The organism is Saccharospirillum impatiens DSM 12546, assembly GCF_000423605.1.
Classification (GTDB): Bacteria; Pseudomonadota; Gammaproteobacteria; order Pseudomonadales; family Natronospirillaceae; genus Saccharospirillum; species Saccharospirillum impatiens.
Genome location: NZ_AUIH01000037.1, coordinates 26787 through 41515, shown reverse-complemented (window position 1 = coordinate 41515; position 14729 = coordinate 26787). Strand labels below are relative to the sequence as shown.

Annotated in this window: 20 protein-coding genes; 10 read left to right on the top strand and 10 right to left on the bottom strand. The window is 52.9% G+C overall.

All coding sequences use genetic code 11. The features are described 5' to 3' along the window. The coding region (tnpA, locus tag G565_RS0115705) for an IS66 family insertion sequence element accessory protein TnpA (protein WP_028671750.1) at positions 1-269 on the bottom strand (269 nt) is incomplete at its 3' end. Positions 270-808: 539 nt separating this feature from the next. Between tnpA and G565_RS0115700 the strand changes: the two genes are divergently transcribed. Beyond that, complete coding sequence (locus G565_RS0115700; protein WP_028671749.1) at positions 809-1369, top strand: NADPH-dependent FMN reductase; 561 nt, start codon at positions 809-811, stop codon at positions 1367-1369. A 23-nt stretch (positions 1370-1392) separates the two neighbouring features. Next, entirely contained in the window at positions 1393-1767 is a 375-nt protein-coding gene (locus tag G565_RS0115695) for a DoxX family protein (RefSeq protein WP_028671748.1), read from the top strand. 318 nt (positions 1768-2085) lie between these two features. On the opposite strand, the gene G565_RS0115690 is transcribed toward G565_RS0115695, so the two are convergent. The 4 genes from G565_RS0115690 to G565_RS0115675 all read right to left on the bottom strand — a co-directional run bounded on the left by G565_RS0115690 (position 2086) and on the right by G565_RS0115675 (position 4867). Then, positions 2086-2292: a cold-shock protein gene (locus G565_RS0115690; RefSeq protein WP_028671747.1), complete on the bottom strand. Its 207-nt coding sequence runs from the start codon at positions 2290-2292 to the stop codon at positions 2086-2088. 286 nt (positions 2293-2578) lie between these two features. Continuing rightward, complete coding sequence (locus G565_RS0115685) at positions 2579-2902, bottom strand: hypothetical protein (protein WP_028671746.1); 324 nt, start codon at positions 2900-2902, stop codon at positions 2579-2581. A gap of 243 nt (positions 2903-3145) precedes the next feature. Continuing rightward, entirely contained in the window at positions 3146-3658 is a 513-nt protein-coding gene (locus tag G565_RS0115680) for a CAP domain-containing protein (RefSeq protein WP_051208058.1), read from the bottom strand. Positions 3659-3904: 246 nt separating this feature from the next. After that, positions 3905-4867, bottom strand: a complete 963-nt coding sequence (locus tag G565_RS0115675) for a glycoside hydrolase family protein (RefSeq protein ID WP_028671744.1) — start codon at positions 4865-4867, stop codon at positions 3905-3907. Between the two features lie 298 nt (positions 4868-5165). On the opposite strand from G565_RS0115675, the gene G565_RS0115670 reads away from it, so the two are divergent. After that, on the top strand, positions 5166-5417 hold the full coding sequence (locus G565_RS0115670; protein WP_028671743.1) for an HP1242/YdcH family protein: 252 nt from the start codon (positions 5166-5168) through the stop codon (positions 5415-5417). Between the two features lie 267 nt (positions 5418-5684). Here G565_RS0115670 and G565_RS26115 read toward each other — a convergent pair whose 3' ends face one another. Together G565_RS26115 and G565_RS26110 are read right to left on the bottom strand one after the other, a co-directional pair. Further along, entirely contained in the window at positions 5685-6836 is a 1152-nt protein-coding gene (locus tag G565_RS26115; RefSeq protein WP_028671742.1) for a GGDEF domain-containing protein, read from the bottom strand. Further along, entirely contained in the window at positions 6833-7303 is a 471-nt protein-coding gene (locus G565_RS26110; protein WP_051208055.1) for a hypothetical protein, read from the bottom strand. Before G565_RS26110 ends, G565_RS26115 begins: the two co-directional genes overlap by 4 nt. 323 nt (positions 7304-7626) lie before the next feature. Between G565_RS26110 and G565_RS26850 the strand changes: the two genes are divergently transcribed. Together G565_RS26850 and G565_RS0115645 are read left to right on the top strand one after the other, a co-directional pair. Beyond that, positions 7627-7815: a hypothetical protein gene (locus G565_RS26850; RefSeq protein WP_157600105.1), complete on the top strand. Its 189-nt coding sequence runs from the start codon at positions 7627-7629 to the stop codon at positions 7813-7815. A 256-nt stretch (positions 7816-8071) separates the two neighbouring features. Next, positions 8072-8587, top strand: coding sequence for a phosphate-starvation-inducible PsiE family protein (locus tag G565_RS0115645; protein ID WP_051208052.1), 516 nt, complete (start codon positions 8072-8074; stop codon positions 8585-8587). Between the two features lie 494 nt (positions 8588-9081). Here G565_RS0115645 and gloA read toward each other — a convergent pair whose 3' ends face one another. After that, entirely contained in the window at positions 9082-9657 is a 576-nt protein-coding gene (gloA, locus tag G565_RS0115640; protein ID WP_028671739.1) for a lactoylglutathione lyase, read from the bottom strand. Between the two features lie 300 nt (positions 9658-9957). Here gloA and G565_RS0115635 point away from each other — a divergent pair, with 300 nt between their 5' ends. Both G565_RS0115635 and G565_RS0115630 read left to right on the top strand, forming a co-directional pair. Continuing rightward, positions 9958-10371 carry a bifunctional diaminohydroxyphosphoribosylaminopyrimidine deaminase/5-amino-6-(5-phosphoribosylamino)uracil reductase RibD gene (locus G565_RS0115635; RefSeq protein ID WP_211227192.1) on the top strand — a complete coding sequence of 138 codons (414 nt, stop codon included), beginning with the start codon at positions 9958-9960 and terminating at the stop codon, positions 10369-10371. 204 nt (positions 10372-10575) lie between these two features. Next, a complete protein-coding gene (locus G565_RS0115630) occupies positions 10576-11193 on the top strand; it encodes a LysE family translocator (protein WP_028671737.1) in 618 nt (205 codons plus the stop codon). Positions 11194-11203: 10 nt separating this feature from the next. On the opposite strand, the gene G565_RS0115625 is transcribed toward G565_RS0115630, so the two are convergent. Together G565_RS0115625 and G565_RS0115620 are read right to left on the bottom strand one after the other, a co-directional pair. Continuing rightward, positions 11204-12301 (bottom strand): histone deacetylase family protein, encoded by a 1098-nt coding sequence (locus tag G565_RS0115625; RefSeq protein ID WP_037339701.1) that lies wholly within the window; start codon positions 12299-12301, stop codon positions 11204-11206. A gap of 64 nt (positions 12302-12365) precedes the next feature. Then, the gene (locus G565_RS0115620; RefSeq protein WP_028671735.1) at positions 12366-12896 is read right to left on the bottom strand and encodes a GNAT family N-acetyltransferase; all 531 of its coding nucleotides are present in this window, start codon (positions 12894-12896) and stop codon (positions 12366-12368) included. A 553-nt stretch (positions 12897-13449) separates the two neighbouring features. On the opposite strand from G565_RS0115620, the gene G565_RS0115615 reads away from it, so the two are divergent. The 3 genes from G565_RS0115615 (at position 13450) to G565_RS0115605 (ending at position 14729) form a co-directional block, all read left to right on the top strand. Next, complete coding sequence (locus G565_RS0115615; protein WP_028671734.1) at positions 13450-13725, top strand: Rho-binding antiterminator; 276 nt, start codon at positions 13450-13452, stop codon at positions 13723-13725. A gap of 189 nt (positions 13726-13914) precedes the next feature. Beyond that, positions 13915-14307 (top strand): cupin domain-containing protein, encoded by a 393-nt coding sequence (locus tag G565_RS0115610; protein ID WP_037339699.1) that lies wholly within the window; start codon positions 13915-13917, stop codon positions 14305-14307. 89 nt (positions 14308-14396) lie between these two features. Continuing rightward, positions 14397-14729, top strand: coding sequence for a YnfA family protein (locus G565_RS0115605; protein WP_028671732.1), 333 nt, complete (start codon positions 14397-14399; stop codon positions 14727-14729).

Genomic DNA, 14729 nt, shown 5'->3' with positions numbered 1-14729 from the left:
GGCGACAGATCGGCCGGTAGGTGCAATGACCAGCCAGTGTTATGACGCAATACCAACCCGTCGGGCGATGTGTTAACAGAAGAAGTCTGAACCGACACTGGTACCAGCGTGACGGGCCCGGTAACAGGCCGGTTACGGCGTTGCCAGTAATAGAAGCTTTTGATTTTCAGACCGTGTTGCTGGCAATAGGCGACTTTGGTCAGGCCGCTTTTGGAGCACGCCTTAAGATGCTCTGCCCAAAAAGTGCGTCGTTCGTCCGGAGTTTGCATTGATGGATCCTGTTGAAGAAAACCACAGCCTGCGGGCTGATAGATTTAAACAACAGGTGGTGCGGTTGGACGCTTACCGTAAGAGATCTCGAAGGCCCTGACAAGTCACTCTAGTCAGATGCGCCGCTTTGTTGATCTGCTTGAATAGTCAACTACATCAGGCAGTTCGCAGAAAATGGTGTCCGACAGCTATTTATTGTGAGCGGGCTGACGCCGTGTCCACTCAGCGCTTCGCGGCAGAATCAAGTGTCCGATACCTATTAATGACCTGAAAGGCCTGCCCAGAGAGCGTCCTGTCGGGCGTTTCCCAGAGGCGTTAAACCCAATTCCCGCTCGGTGTGCGGTCCTGACTGCAGGTCTGCGTTCTGTTTAGGCCTCCCACGAACAAAGACTCATATCACATATACGCACACCCCAGGCTATTTTCCGCACATTGTTGCAAATATACAGCGGGTTAGAATGGCCCACATCGACGAATTCGAGATTAGATCGCGAATTTTGTGATCATCTTGAGCCAACTCAAACAAGAGGATGTAGACATGAAAATTCTTTCCTTTGCGGCAACCAGCAGCAAACAATCCATCAACAAGCAGTTGGTGGCTTATGCATCGGAACAACTGATCGGAACCGCTGGTCCAGATGCCGAGGTAGAATTCATCGACCTGAACGATTATGAAATGCCGATCTACAGCATCGACCGGGAAAGAGAATCGGGCGTTCCACCGGAAGCTCAGACGTTCTTCAGCAAAGTTCGCGAAGCCGACGCGGTACTGATTTCGTTCGCGGAGCACAATGGCACCTACACAGTCGCTTTCAAAAATGTATTTGATTGGGCCTCGCGCATCGAAATGCGCCTCTTTGAAGGTAAACCCATGGCTCTGTTTTCTACATCGCTTGGGCCTGGTGGTGGCAAGAATGTCCTGAGAACGGCGACGGAAGCGTTGCCGTTCTTCGGTGCGGACGTACGTGGCAGCTTCTCACTGCCTGATTTTTTTGTGAACTTCGACAGTGAGGCCAATCGCCCTATTCAGCCTGAGCATCAGAACAAACTTTCACAAGTACTCGACAATCTGCTTACTGACATCAGCGCAACCGCCTAGACCTTTTAATCCGGAGAAAACACATGAACGACAAACTCAAACGTTACGGACTCATCTTTATTCGATTGCTTCTCGCATTGGCATTCATCGGTGCAGGTGGCGCCAAACTGGCCGGTGTTGAAATGATGGTCGCAACTTACGAAACCATCGGTGTTGGACAGTGGTTTCGCTACCTGACCGGTATTATCGAAGTGGGCTCGGCCATTTTACTTTTTGTTCCGGGTAAACAAGCCTGGGGCGCTGCTTTGCTGGTCTGCACCATGATTGGAGCAGTGATTGCCCATCTTTTCATACTCGGCCCGGGTTCGACACCCGCGATCGTTCTCGGCTTGCTCTCGCTGGTTGTGGTTTACACGTACCGCCGCCAGCTGCCGGTTATTAATCGCTGGAATCGTTGACGTCTGAACGACTAATAGTGCGACTAATAGGACAGGTACATTAGTAGTCACTAACTTGGAGGGTAAATATTCAAATTATAGGCCAGGCACCCTAGCGAACAGTAGAAATAGCCAGTCGAAGTATTCATGTGGGTGTCCCAGCAAGGCATCCCAGCAAGGCAGCCCTGTTGATACAACCACATTAGTCGGCTATCAATGATTGACTCCTGATAGCTTAAATTAAACAACTGGGGTTGGTGTGCCGGTAGTTTCAATTATCTGGTGGAATTTAGCTCAAAAAAAAGCCCCGCTTAGCGGGGCTTCTTTAAATCACATCACTTAGCTAGGAGTGATGTTTTCCGCCTGAGGGCCTTTCTGACCCTGAGTGACGGTGAATTCAACGCGCTGACCTTCAGTCAGAGTTTTAAACCCTGAACCGGTGATGGCGCTGAAATGAGCGAAAACGTCTTTGCCGCCTTCCTGCTCAATAAAACCAAAACCTTTTGCTTCGTTGAACCATTTTACGGTGCCGGTAACTGTAGACATGATAAATATCCTGTATATAAGAAAAGTATGCTCCTGTGGAGCGGTTTAGCGATAAAACGGGAGCGGTACTTAAGGACTACAGGACAAGGACTTGAAAATTCTCGGCATGGAGCAACTAAATATTCGTCGTTCTTTTAAAGCTGCGTGCAGGGTATAGGTTTTTCTGGCGGAGTCCAGTCCTTTTTTGGCTATTTTCATTCGTGAGGGTCCCGAAAAGCTGGAGCTAGTTGGACAGTCACCTCAGTGGGCAGTCGACTTCGAAAGCCCCCCCACTCAAAGTCGAGACTCAGCCAAAATAGTCCTCCATCCACTGCACCAGTTTTTGGGTGTCCAATTCGGACAACGCCATACTCTGAAAATCATCTCCGGCCTCCTGTTCGATCGTTATAAACTGATACAACAACAGGCCGGGCTGCTGGTCATGGAGAATCAGCATGATACGGCGACGTGTCTGGTGGCAGTCAATGGTCAGTACATCCGCCGGAATTCCGGCGTCACGCATCTTGCGGCGAACCTCAATGACCGGGTTGATGTGTTCGTGACTGGCCTGGATGCGGGCATGGGCATCGCTGGCTGCATCAGAGAGTATTTTCAGGGGATCTTCGGACATGGTCGGGCTCGCTGGACGTCGTTGATAGGTTCGATGAGCCGCTCAGAGTAGCTCAATGAAACCCGGTTCGACAAACAGCGGGGATACATAAGGACTAAGGGCCAATTAATAAGGAGTTACTAGGGCGTCTACAATTGGCGACTATCAGAATATCGAATTTAATAGCTTAAATGTATTAACCAGTGTCGATGTCCATTGAATAAATGGCGAGCTCATCACTCAGCTTGAGCTCGTTAGTAGCACCTACTGTTGAGCGCCAAATACCTGGGTCCAATACCGGTGGAAATCGGCGGTCTCAGTATCCACTCGGCTCACGCCAAATTCCTTAAACTGATCATTCATGATGTTTTTGCAGTGGCCTTCACTTTTTAGCCAGCCATCCATTACATCTGCCACCGTACTTTGTCCGGCTGCGATGTTTTCACCAATGGTACTCCACTGATAGCCAGTCGCATCCACCCGGTCTCTGAGTTTTAGGCCGTCAGAGCCGGTGTGGCTGAAGAAATTGTTGGTGGCCATGTCCTGGCCGTGGCGTTCTGCCGCTTTATTTAAGTCACATTGGTAGACCAGGGCCGGGGCGGAAGGGAAGTCGGTATCACCGCAGGTTCGGGCGCTGGCGCGAGCGCTGTTCACCTGGTCCAGCATCTCAGTCTGGTAGGGCTTGATGTCGCAATCACTGGTGCTTCCGGGCTGGCAGCCCATCAGTGCGGCGAGGAGGGTAGATGCGGCGATGGTATGAAGTAGCGCATTAGCCATGATAGGGCCCTAAATTAAATCAATCACCGGCAAGTATGCCACAGAGGTTTGCAGGAGGTGATGCAATATTCCCCCCTGCCTGGCTAGGCCTGATTCGGCCGATCGAGGGTTCCGGCAGTTTCTCCTGCATAAAAGGTGTGTTGAAATTGCCCCGCATAAACGATGAATTTTATAGCGAACACTCAGTTCATGCGGATAGTCTCAACAGCCTGTTTGGCGAGTCACCGCTATGTGAACCTTCAATTATCAGTCAGTTAGATGCAGCAACCCTTCAGCGTTCACCCTGACCGGAACCGGATCAGACACTTGGCCGATGAAGGTTCCATCCGGGGTGTCATGCCAGAAGCCCATGAACGCGAGTTCGTCAGTTTGCCGGATGATCTTGCCTGCATAACGTGCCACCGGGTTGGCGCCGTCGAGGAAAGACCCCGGGGCCAGCCGCCAGGGGCCAAGGTGATGGTCGGCCATCAGGTAGTGGGTGCCGCCTACGGGTTCGGTGGGTGAGGCTGCCGCATAGGCTGTTGACCAGTGCTCCCCGGCTGTGCAAAACAGGCAGTACCAGTGCGCGCCATGTTTGAAGACTTGGGGAACTTCTAACTGGCCGAACTGGCCAGCATAGACGGGTTTTTCCAGAGTCCAGTGGGTCAAGTCCGCTGATCGTGCCAGACCGATGGCACCTCCGTCATTGGGTTCGTCACGGCCCATTACGCGTGCGGTGAAATACATCAGCCATCCGTCACCATCAGGGTCTTTCATTACCCAGGGGTCGCGCATGGCACGGTCATGCCATTGGCCTTGTTCGTATTCTTCATATAGCTCTGGGTCCAAATCAAGCGCCAGGCCGTTGCCAAGGCGTTCCCAATGGTGGCCGTCTGTACTGGTGGCGTGACCGATACGCTGTTTCATGCCTCGTTCGGCTTCACAGGTGCCGGTGTAAAAAAGGTGCCAAAGCCCGCTGTCGTCTTTAATGACCGAACCGGTCCAGGTGGTCTTGTCGTCCCAGGCCGGGCCTTGGGCGGGGGCCAGGCAGGTGCCCTGGTTGTCCCAATGCTGTAGATCGGTCGAGATGGCATGACCTTGGCTGACATTCCAATGTCGCAACTCCGGATCCTTCAGGCTTTTGTCGGCCTGAAGGTAGTAGAGGTGCCAGTGGTCGCCGTCCTGGTACAGCCAGAAATCCCAGATCCATTTATCGTTTAGCGCGAACATGTGCTATTTCCTGTGAAAAAAGAGAGGCAAGCGCCTCTCGCGGATCACATTGGACAGGCACCTTAGAAGGGCCCAGTTGAGACAACTTTACTACACAGTCTATCAAGAGTAAGTTTTCGATAGATCTCATTAATTTGGTAGGGTGTGGGTGTCCAAGGTACTGGTTTCCAAGGTACTAAAGTCGTGGATTAACGAGGCTGACCGCGCAATGTATTGACGAGGGTCAAAGCATGATATTTCGAGGAGCTTATGCTGAGGTAAGTCACCACCAATTTACCCAGTCAAGGAGACTGACGCTATGACCCTGGAAAAACATGATCTCGTTCACGAGTTTCCCGAATCCAAAGAAGCCATCCATAACCTGAAGTTGAACGATCATCACTTTGCCAGATTATTCGGAGAGTATAATGACGTGGAGCATGCTGTTCATCGCATTGAGACGGGTGCGGAACACACCTCCGATGAAGAACTGGAAGATCTCAAGAAGCAGCGTTTACACCTAAAGGATCAGTTGTCGACGATGATACGGGCCTACGAATCGACGTTATAGAACCGACTAAGGGACCACGGTCACAAAGATAAGTGAATAGTTGCTCTTCATTGGATCGGTAGCTCGCACAATGGCACTTGCGTTATGCACTAATCGGCGGCTTCACGGAGAAGCGGTCGATTTTTGCCATGTTCGCGCATGGACCATTCGATCGATGCTTGGGTTCAATGACAATTGCTGTGTTGATTGCTACAGAATGTGACTGTTCATAGCGATGGATGGGTGCCGGGGTTTGTACCGGTTGGTATTTGGCATTGCCATTCGTGTTCAGGTCGGGTTGGATTTGTCCGGGCGTTCTTCGCTCTGGGATTCGTCGATCACATCGTTTTTGCCGCGGGCTTTTACCTGATACAGAAGGTTATCTGCCCGGTTTAGCACATCGGCCCCTTCTGTGTCGGTGTGGGCGCTGGTCGCGAGGCCAGCGCTAATGGTTAAGCTCTCCTGCGGGCTAGTCGGGTTGCTTATGCCCAGGTTGCGTACCGCAGCGATGGCTCTGTCGGCTATTGGGCGCGCCTGTAACTGCCGTGTGTTGGGCAATAGGATGGCCAGTTCTTCACCGCCATATCGGTAAACCTGATCACCCGGCCTCAGGGTTTGGGTGATGGTTTCAACCACTTGTTGCAAGGCTTCGTCACCACGGGTATGGCCATAATGGTCATTAAAGGCTTTGAAGTAGTCCAGATCGCACATTAGCAACGAGAAGCTGGGGTCGCCCTTTTGGAAGCGCTCGAAATGACGCTGAAGGTCCTGATCAAAGGCTCGTCGATTTTGTGCGCCGGTGAGCGCATCCTCCAGTGCCTTTTCCATCCAGGATAGCTGGGATTTCAAAGAATGATTGGTGCGCCGTCTCTGGTATTCATAAAACACAAGAAACAAAACACCCATGGAATAGGCAACTCCGGTTACGGTTAAAAACCAGCGTTGGCTTTGATCAAGACGTTCAGCCATATGCAGGGCGCGTGTCTGACGCAACTCCCACTGGTGCTGTTCGATGGATGTTGCACATTGGACGATGGGGTTGACCGCGCGCACGACCGAAGCCAGATCGGTCGCGTCTGCATTCGTTAGCGTATTGAGTAGTTGGTCGAGTTGATTCAGGCTCGTTTCAGTGCAGTCGTAACGTTCCCGATAGAGCCCGACGTTGAGAAAGCTGTAAGCCAGTTCGAACTGAAAAAAGGCGTCGTCGAATTGCTCATTATTCAGAGGTTCTGAGGCCAGAATATTCAACCCATTCTGCAGGTACTCACGTGATCGGGTGATGATCTGACGCCCAACCTGAGGGTCGCCCACTGGCCCGAAATGACGTTGTAGGTCCGGGTAAAACCAGCGCACTTCGTACACGACCCAGCCCGCGACAACGCCGAAGCTCAGTGTGGCTAACCACAACCACCAGGACAATTGTTTTTGCAGCGGGTTCACTGGGTTGCCGTGATCTGTTTAATCATCCATACCCAATCGGTGAAATCGCGCAGTATTTCCGGATCGCGATCGCGCAAGTCTTCCTCTACCAACCTTAGAGGGCCATGGGTACGCAGTGTAAGGGGCCGACCGTTCTCGTGGGTCATCAGTATCCAGTTGCGGTCTTGCCAGTCGGTAATTTCGACGGTGTAGCCGTCGTGGGCCTGCAGCGCGATACTGTCGGGCGTATCGTTGAAATGCTGTTCGACAAAATCGACCAGACGAATGCCCCGTATTGAGATGTGATCCCGGCGGAAGGGTTCGTAAATGTCGATGGCAATGTTGGCCTGGCCGTGAAGCTCCTCCAGGTTCATCACTTGTTGTTCTGTGCCTTGAACCAGCGTGATGCCTTCACGATGGTTGGTCGACCACGCCAGCATGGGTGTTAACAGCAAGAGAGAAACGAGTGCCCTGCTTAGCGTTTTCATGGGGTGTCCTCATGTCAGGTAAGGCCTTGAAACACGTTATTAGAGGTTGATGTTTTGTCAGCAGCCAGACGCTCAACTGAACCCGCAGACGTCTCAGTTCTCGGGTTGGTTATTGGGGTCTTCACATTAGTCGAACGTCATGGCGGAAGTTCGGTATAGGGTAAAAAACGTACGACAGTGTACATGGCCTTCATAGGCGGAACCAGTATTCAGCGTCCACTCACCGGGACGCAGGGTCAGCTTGGCATATAGCGGAATAGTATTGCCCGGGCATATTAGTTGGCTATTAGACGATAGTATTCGATAGTTTATACGGATGGGCTGTGGTGGGTGTCCTGGCAGCTAATCCACCTGGCCAGGTGGTTCAGCGCACTGAAATGATGGATGGTCAGCCCATCCTCAAGCCGGGATTCCAGTTACGCTCGGTTCAGTTGAGCAATGATGCCCGGTTCATTGAGCCGTTCGAACAGGACGCGTCCATCATCATCGGCATTTGTTTCAGGTGCGTGTGATTTTGTCATCCAGGCCCCATCAAGTGACATCATCGGTGCTCATGGCAATGACCTTTGCCATGAACGACTTTCTGCTCGAGTATGGGTTGGCACGATTGACGTTTATCATCCAGCCCTGGCTTGCCCGGGCCGGGAAGCCTCTGGGGAGGATTTCCCTCTGCACGCTGGCTGGGCTAAACAGTCGAGAGCTACTATACTGAACGCTAACGATCCTTGTGCCTGTTCTGGTGCTAACACGTTTGGATGGAGAGTATGAATGCCCGGGCACGAAGAGACAAAGCTGAATCAGACGCCGACAACACGCCCGCACGAGCTCCATCAGGAACTGCCCGTCGATTTCCCGGATCCTTTCTTTCGTGGCCTGCATCGAATCATCCGGTTTGCCATCCGGGTACTTGCTGTACTGATGGTGGCGGTTATTTTATGGGGTGTTGGCGATGTTATTTACATCATTTACGACAGACTGATTGCACCGCCTTTTCTGCTGCTGGACATCAATGACATTTTCTACACCTTCGGGGCCTTTATGGCGGTGCTGATTGCTGTGGAGATTTTCATCAATATCCGGCTCTATCTGGGCACTAATGTGTTTCCCGTTCAATTGGTGGTTGCGACCGCGTTGATGGCAATTGCCCGAAAAGTCATTGTGCTCGATTTCGATACGCTGACGCCCCTGTACCTGATTGGAATCGCAGCAACGACGTTGTCGCTGGGTGTTACCTATTGGTTGTTAAAAGAACACGGTGAATATCATCATAGAGGGGATGGCTGATCACCCTGTTGGTTTCCCGGGAAGACGACCCGGTCTTGTGACTTGTAACAACGGTGCCAATGGGTTGGTGGTCCTATCTTCGTTGGGGTCACTGTGGACAGGCACCTCAGTTCCCTTTCTGTTTATTTCCAGGCGTATTGTTCAAATCGTTTATCGACAGGCGTTTTTGCCAGATGATTCACGTAGTTGCTAATCACTTTCTGAGATAGCCCCAGAATAATGTCTAATACCTGTTGTTGCTGGTAACCAGCGCCTTCAATTGCAATTTATGGGGTTGCGCGCTTACATTCGGGCCAGCGGTAATGAGGATCAACTCGAGGCGTTTGTTGAGGATATATTTGAGCGGCCTTGATGTCGGCCCTAAGAGCATTCAGAGTAGATCGTCGATTGAGACGCTGACGTGCGAGCTATGAGTAATTGGCGGGCTGGAGGACCAGGGACGTGTCCCATTAGTTTTCATTCCCTGGTTGTCGCTCAAGTGAACTCAGGCAGGCTTAGTCAGCCTGAACGTGCTCATCTCCCAGGTGGGCTGCCAAGCCGCCAGGAATACGGCTGGGTTCAAAGATCTCGATCCAGTAGCCGTCCGGGTCTTGAATAAAGGCGAGGTCGTTCATTTTGCCGTCTTGTGGGCGTTTCACAAATGGTATGTCCAGGGCTTCGAAACGGGCGCAGGCATCGTTCAGGTTGGGTACGGCAAACCCAATGTGGCCAAAACCACGAGGGTCGCTGTTGCCATTGTGGTAGACAACCTCGTCATCCTGTTCCGAGCCCCAGTTGTAGGTCAGTTCGAGCATGGCGGGCCGGCTGAAGGTCTGTTCGGTGCGTTGGTCGGTGTCGGTTGCCCAGTTTTTCAAGTCGGCCGGATCGATGGCGGTCAGGAAGTACAGGGTAAATTGCATCTCAGGAAAGGGCAGTTTGCGTACCAGCGTCATGCCCATAACACGGGTGTAGAAGTCCAGTGAAGCCTGGGGAGACTTGATGCGCAGCATGGTCTGGTTGAAGACAAAGCCCTCTGTTGCCGGGTCGCGGGCTTCACACAGGCCATCGGCGGTTTCAAAATGGCGGCTCATCGGTGTGCTCCTGCAGTTGCTCTGGGGGTTAATAGCGCACAGTAAACCGGAAAGATCGGGCTGACTCAAGCTCTACGGGGCTTGGGTGGCTGCGAGGACCAGGACACCTACACCAGTCAGCTCAGTCAGCTTTCCAGGCTTGACCTCAGGTAGTTTGTATTAGTCGATTGGGATGGGTGTCCGGGTAGATGGCTCTCAGGTGCGTGTGATTTTGTCATCCAGGCCCCATCAAGTGATATCATCGGCGGTCGTAACATTATGTGTCACGGCGGAGTAAGTTCATTGAACCCAGACTATTTCATGAGACAAGCCCTGAATGAAGGCCGCAAGGCGAGGGGCATTTGCGGTGACAATCCGCCTGTCGGTTGTGTCCTGGTCTCAAACGGCCTGATTGTTAGCCGGGGGCATACCGGGCGACCCGGTGAGCACCATGCCGAGGCCATGGCGTTGGCTAACCTGCAAGAGGGTCTGAACGATATCTCTGCCTATGTCACACTTGAGCCCTGTTCCTTCCAGGGGCGAACTCCTTCCTGCGCTAAAGCGCTGGTTGAAAGCGGCATCAAGTCTGTGTTCGTGGGAATAATAGACCCTGATCCAAGAAATAATGGCGCGGGAATCCAACTATTAGAAGCCGCCGGTGTGGCCGTTACTGTCGGATTGTTAGCAGCAGACGTTGAGCATGACTTGGGGCCCTACCTTTTACTGAATAAGTAGTACCGGTGTGTGCTTCGAAAAAGTGAGCAAGCGTGGGCAATCAGTTCGGCGGATGTTCTGCATACCCTAGGTGCAAGCCAGTACAAAAACTAGCTGAGTTGAATGCCAAAGTAGGTGACTGTGTGAATGCATTATCAGTGGCTGGGTAGACAGTTCCCGAGTAAGGTTTCATCATTGTTTTATGGCATTTAAGGGGTTACTGGTATGGCGCTGGACATCTGGTTGATTTATCTGGTCGCGGTCATTGGTTTGTCATTGACGCCAGGTCCTAACAGTTTGCTGGCCCTCACCCATGGAGCACTCTACGGACATCGGCGGTCTCTGTTTACCATCAGTGGCGGGGCACTGGGGTTTATTATTGCCATTGCTCTGTCGATGTTCGGCATTGGACTGTTGTTGCAAGCCTCGGCGCATGCCCTGATGGTGCTAAAGTGGTTAGGCGCCGGGTACCTGGTTTGGTTGGGCATTCAGGTATGGCGCTCACCGCCGCCCCAGCTTCATATGGTTGCGGAACAGAGGCGGGTGCCCGGGTTCGTGCTGTTTCGACAAGGGCTACTGGCCGCCGTTTCCAACCCTAAGGTGCTGTTGTTCTTTGGCGCCTTTCTGCCGCAGTTTCTGGACCCGAATGCGGCGCTGTTGCAGCAGTTCGTGATCATGGCTATGACCTTTGCCGTGGGTGAGTTTTTCGTCGAGTACGGGTTGGCGCGACTGGCGTTTACCATTCGGCCCTGGCTTGCCCGGGTCGGCAAGCGTTTTAATCAGGTCTGTGGTGGGCTGTTCGCGGCCATTGGTGCCGCTTTACCGTTTACTGGTCCATCCTGAGTGTCGAGATTTATTCATCATCAGTGAAAGCGGAGAGATGAAACTCTGCCGCGCTCTCTACCTCTTTGATGCCAATCTCCGACACCTTGGGTACCTTACCGCCGGTCAGCACTTCCAGCACGGAGTGCACCCCGCGCGACAATGATGTCAGGTTGTAGCCGCCCTCAAGCACGAACGCCAGCTTACCCTTGCAGTGTTTGTCCGCTATGCCCTGAACGATGGCGGTGATTGCCTTGAAGCCGTCGTAGGTCAGGTTCATTGCCAGGTCGTTCCGGTGCGGGTCGAACCCGGCGGACACCAGAATCAGGTCTGGCTTGAACTGATCGGCCGCCGGAATAAGAATGTCCCTGAAGGCTTTTTCAAAAGCTACATCGCCAGAGGACTCGGCCATAGGAACATTGATGGTATAGCCCTCACCAAGGCCGGCACCGACTTCTTCCAGATCGCCAGAACCCGGGTAGAATGGCGCCGCACAATGGGTGTCGAAGAACAGAACACTGGGGTCGGCCCAGAAGATATCCTGAGTGCCATTGCCGTGGTGGGCATCCCAGTCGATGATCAGTATGCGTTCGCAACCGAGTTTGGCGTGAGCATGAGCAGCGGCGACGGCGACATTGTTGATCAGGCAGAAGCCGCGGGCGCGCACCGGCTCCGCGTGGTGGCCCGGGGGCCTGACCAGGGCGAACGCGCTGCCCGCCTTGCCATTAACGACGGATTCGACGGCGGCAATGGCGAGCCCGGCCGCCATTACCGCGGCGTCAATGCTATCGGGCGAGACAGCGGTGGTGTCTGAGTCGAGCCAGGCGCGTTTGCCGGCCAGTGAAAACAGGTAGTCCAGATAGGCGCTGGTATGAACGCGGGCCAGTTGTTTGTAGCTGGCCTTCGGGCCTGTGCGAAAATGGACGCCGGGAATCGGATGTTCATCGAGGTAGGTTTTGATCGCAGAAACACGGCCCGGGTGTTCGGGGTAACTCCATTTAAAATCGAGCCCATCCAGAATGTGTCGGACCCGTTTTTCAACCCGGCTGGGTAAGTAAGGTAGGTCGACTTCCGGGTTATGACCCAGCATTACCTCGTCATAGAAAACATTAACCGTTCGGCCTGCCATCAGATCGTTTCCTTTTGTAAATAGTGACCGGTTACTGCCTGAGAAACACCGCAGTTAAACCCAGTCATATCAGGGCTTCCTTCACGTGGTGGGTGAACGCAGCGGCGCGAATACCAGTAGTCTTGAAGCCAAGCCGAGTCCAGGCTGATTTGGCTTCCTTGTTGGAGGATGAATACTCCAGCATTAGATCGTGAGCCCCTCTTTCGTCGGCGAAATCAACCAGGCTTCGCAGCAAGGCTTTAAAAATGCCGGCTTTGCGAAATTCCGGCTCAACCCAGATATCATCAAGAATAGCAGAGCGATACTCGGCCACCGTTGCCTGCTCCCAGATGCTCTGGCTAGACCAGACTGTAACATCGCCCATTCCGACCAAACCAACACCGGGCTGCTCGGCCACCACAATGCGTTTGTCGGGCGAGGCCAGTGCCGCTTCAAGCACCTCCAGCAGCCGTTGGTATTCTGACTCTTTAAGGTCCAGATCGGGCTCGCCGTTTACATGAAGCGCGAGTTTCTTAAGAAAATCCACCAATACCGGTAAGTCCGCTTCGGTGGCTTCGCGGATAATGTAGCTGGGCGTCGTTTTTTTAGTGGCCATCCAGGGTTTTCCTCGTCGGTGACATCGGTTTTGCACAGTTGCCAGGAACGCTTCGGCGCTGTTGCGTCACGCACTGAGTTGAACGTGTCTGTTTGTCTATGTAAGCAGCTTAACCGCTGCTTGTCACCCAGGCGATGGCTGCCGCCTGGTACCCTGTGGGTTAGCGGCACTGGAGGGTGTTTCTTTTGAAATGTTCTGGCTCCCGGGAGCCTGCTGCCACCGAAGTGGCGGGTTAGACCCAAGGTTGGTCAGCCCAATGTCCTTGCGCAGATGATGGTTCAGGTGACGCAGTTCAAAACGCGCCGCCCGTTCTTGCTTTAGCCATCGTGCGCGTTCGCGTCGTGCTTTAAAGATGCTTAGACAGTGCTGGATCCACATGGCAAGTTCCTCGGTTTGCTGTTTTGGTGCGATGTCGATAATGCTAATACCTCAGGTTTACTTTAGGTCAAGCCGGTTGTCGAGATTCCCATTCCCATTCCCAGACGCTGAATGAGAGCTATACACCCGTTCACTTGGCTATACTTCTGCTTTGGGCCTACGTTTTGGAGTTCCCGTGACTGTCTATCAGATTATGGATTGCGATTTGCATGACTATCTGGAGATAGCCTGCATGCACCACTACGACCTTTTGGTCGAGCTGCTCAGCGGTGAGCGATTCCAGGCCCAGGCGTCAACGACTTATACCGCACAGAGTAAGGAGGAGTATCTGGTGCTGGATACCGATGCTGGTCAGCGGGAGGTGCGCATCGACCGGCTACTTGCGATTACCCCGCTTAACCGAGGGGCCAGTTTTAGTCGCATCAGGTTCAAGCATTCACGGCGAAAGTAAAAACCAGGTCACAACAAAAGTAACGGTAGGCTGGTTGTCGATGTTGCCGGTTCAGATTACAGGCCTCCGTCTAATCTGAATTAGGGCACTGGTACCGAACAAGGATGAGGTTGATGGTCTTGCGATGAGGGGCGCTGTGGTAGGCTGACCGCATTGAACGTAAAACGTGGCATGAGACAGGATCCGATCATGACAGCACCCAACCAGATTGAACGAGATTTTATCGTACTGAGCCCGGACAAAAAGGCATTTATTGAGCCTGCCGATGACACCTTGTATAAGCGTATTGATGAAACCTACAATGGTTTTGTCGGGCATGAACTGGTGGCCTGCCATGAGTTCGAGTCTGATTGGTCAAGCTGGGAGGTCCATCCCCATGGTGATGAAATTGTATTGCTGATGGCCGGTGACGTTACGTTTTTGCTCCGGACAGAGTCAGGCGATAGCCGTATTACTCTGCGCGAACAGGGTCAGTATTTGGTTGTACCCAGCGGGGTATGGCATACCGCCAAGACGGCATGCAAATCAAAGCTGTTGTTTATTACGCCGGGCCAGGGTACTCAACACAGTACCGACAAATAAGCTGACTCCCCGTCACCTTTGGGTGTACCGGGAACGACAGAATAACCTATCGAATCACCGTAGAATCTACCGCAGCGGGATATGTCATTTTGCCTGAACTAAAAACACTGGGACTCTTTCTTGTTACTGCTCTGGCCGAAATCGTCGGATGTTATTTGCCGTACCTCTGGCTGCGCGAAGGCAAAACCATCTGGCTGCTGGTGCCGGGTGCGTTGAGTCTGGCGGCGTTCGCCTGGTTGTTGTCGTTGCACCCTACGACCGCTGGCCGCGTGTATGCCGCCTATGGCGGTGTTTATATTTTCATGGCGATTCTCTGGCTCTGGACGGTCGATGGCATCAAGCCAACCGGGTGGGATTTACTGGGAGCCAGCGTGGCTTTGTTGGGTATGGCCATTATTATGTTCGCTCCCAGAAGTGCATAG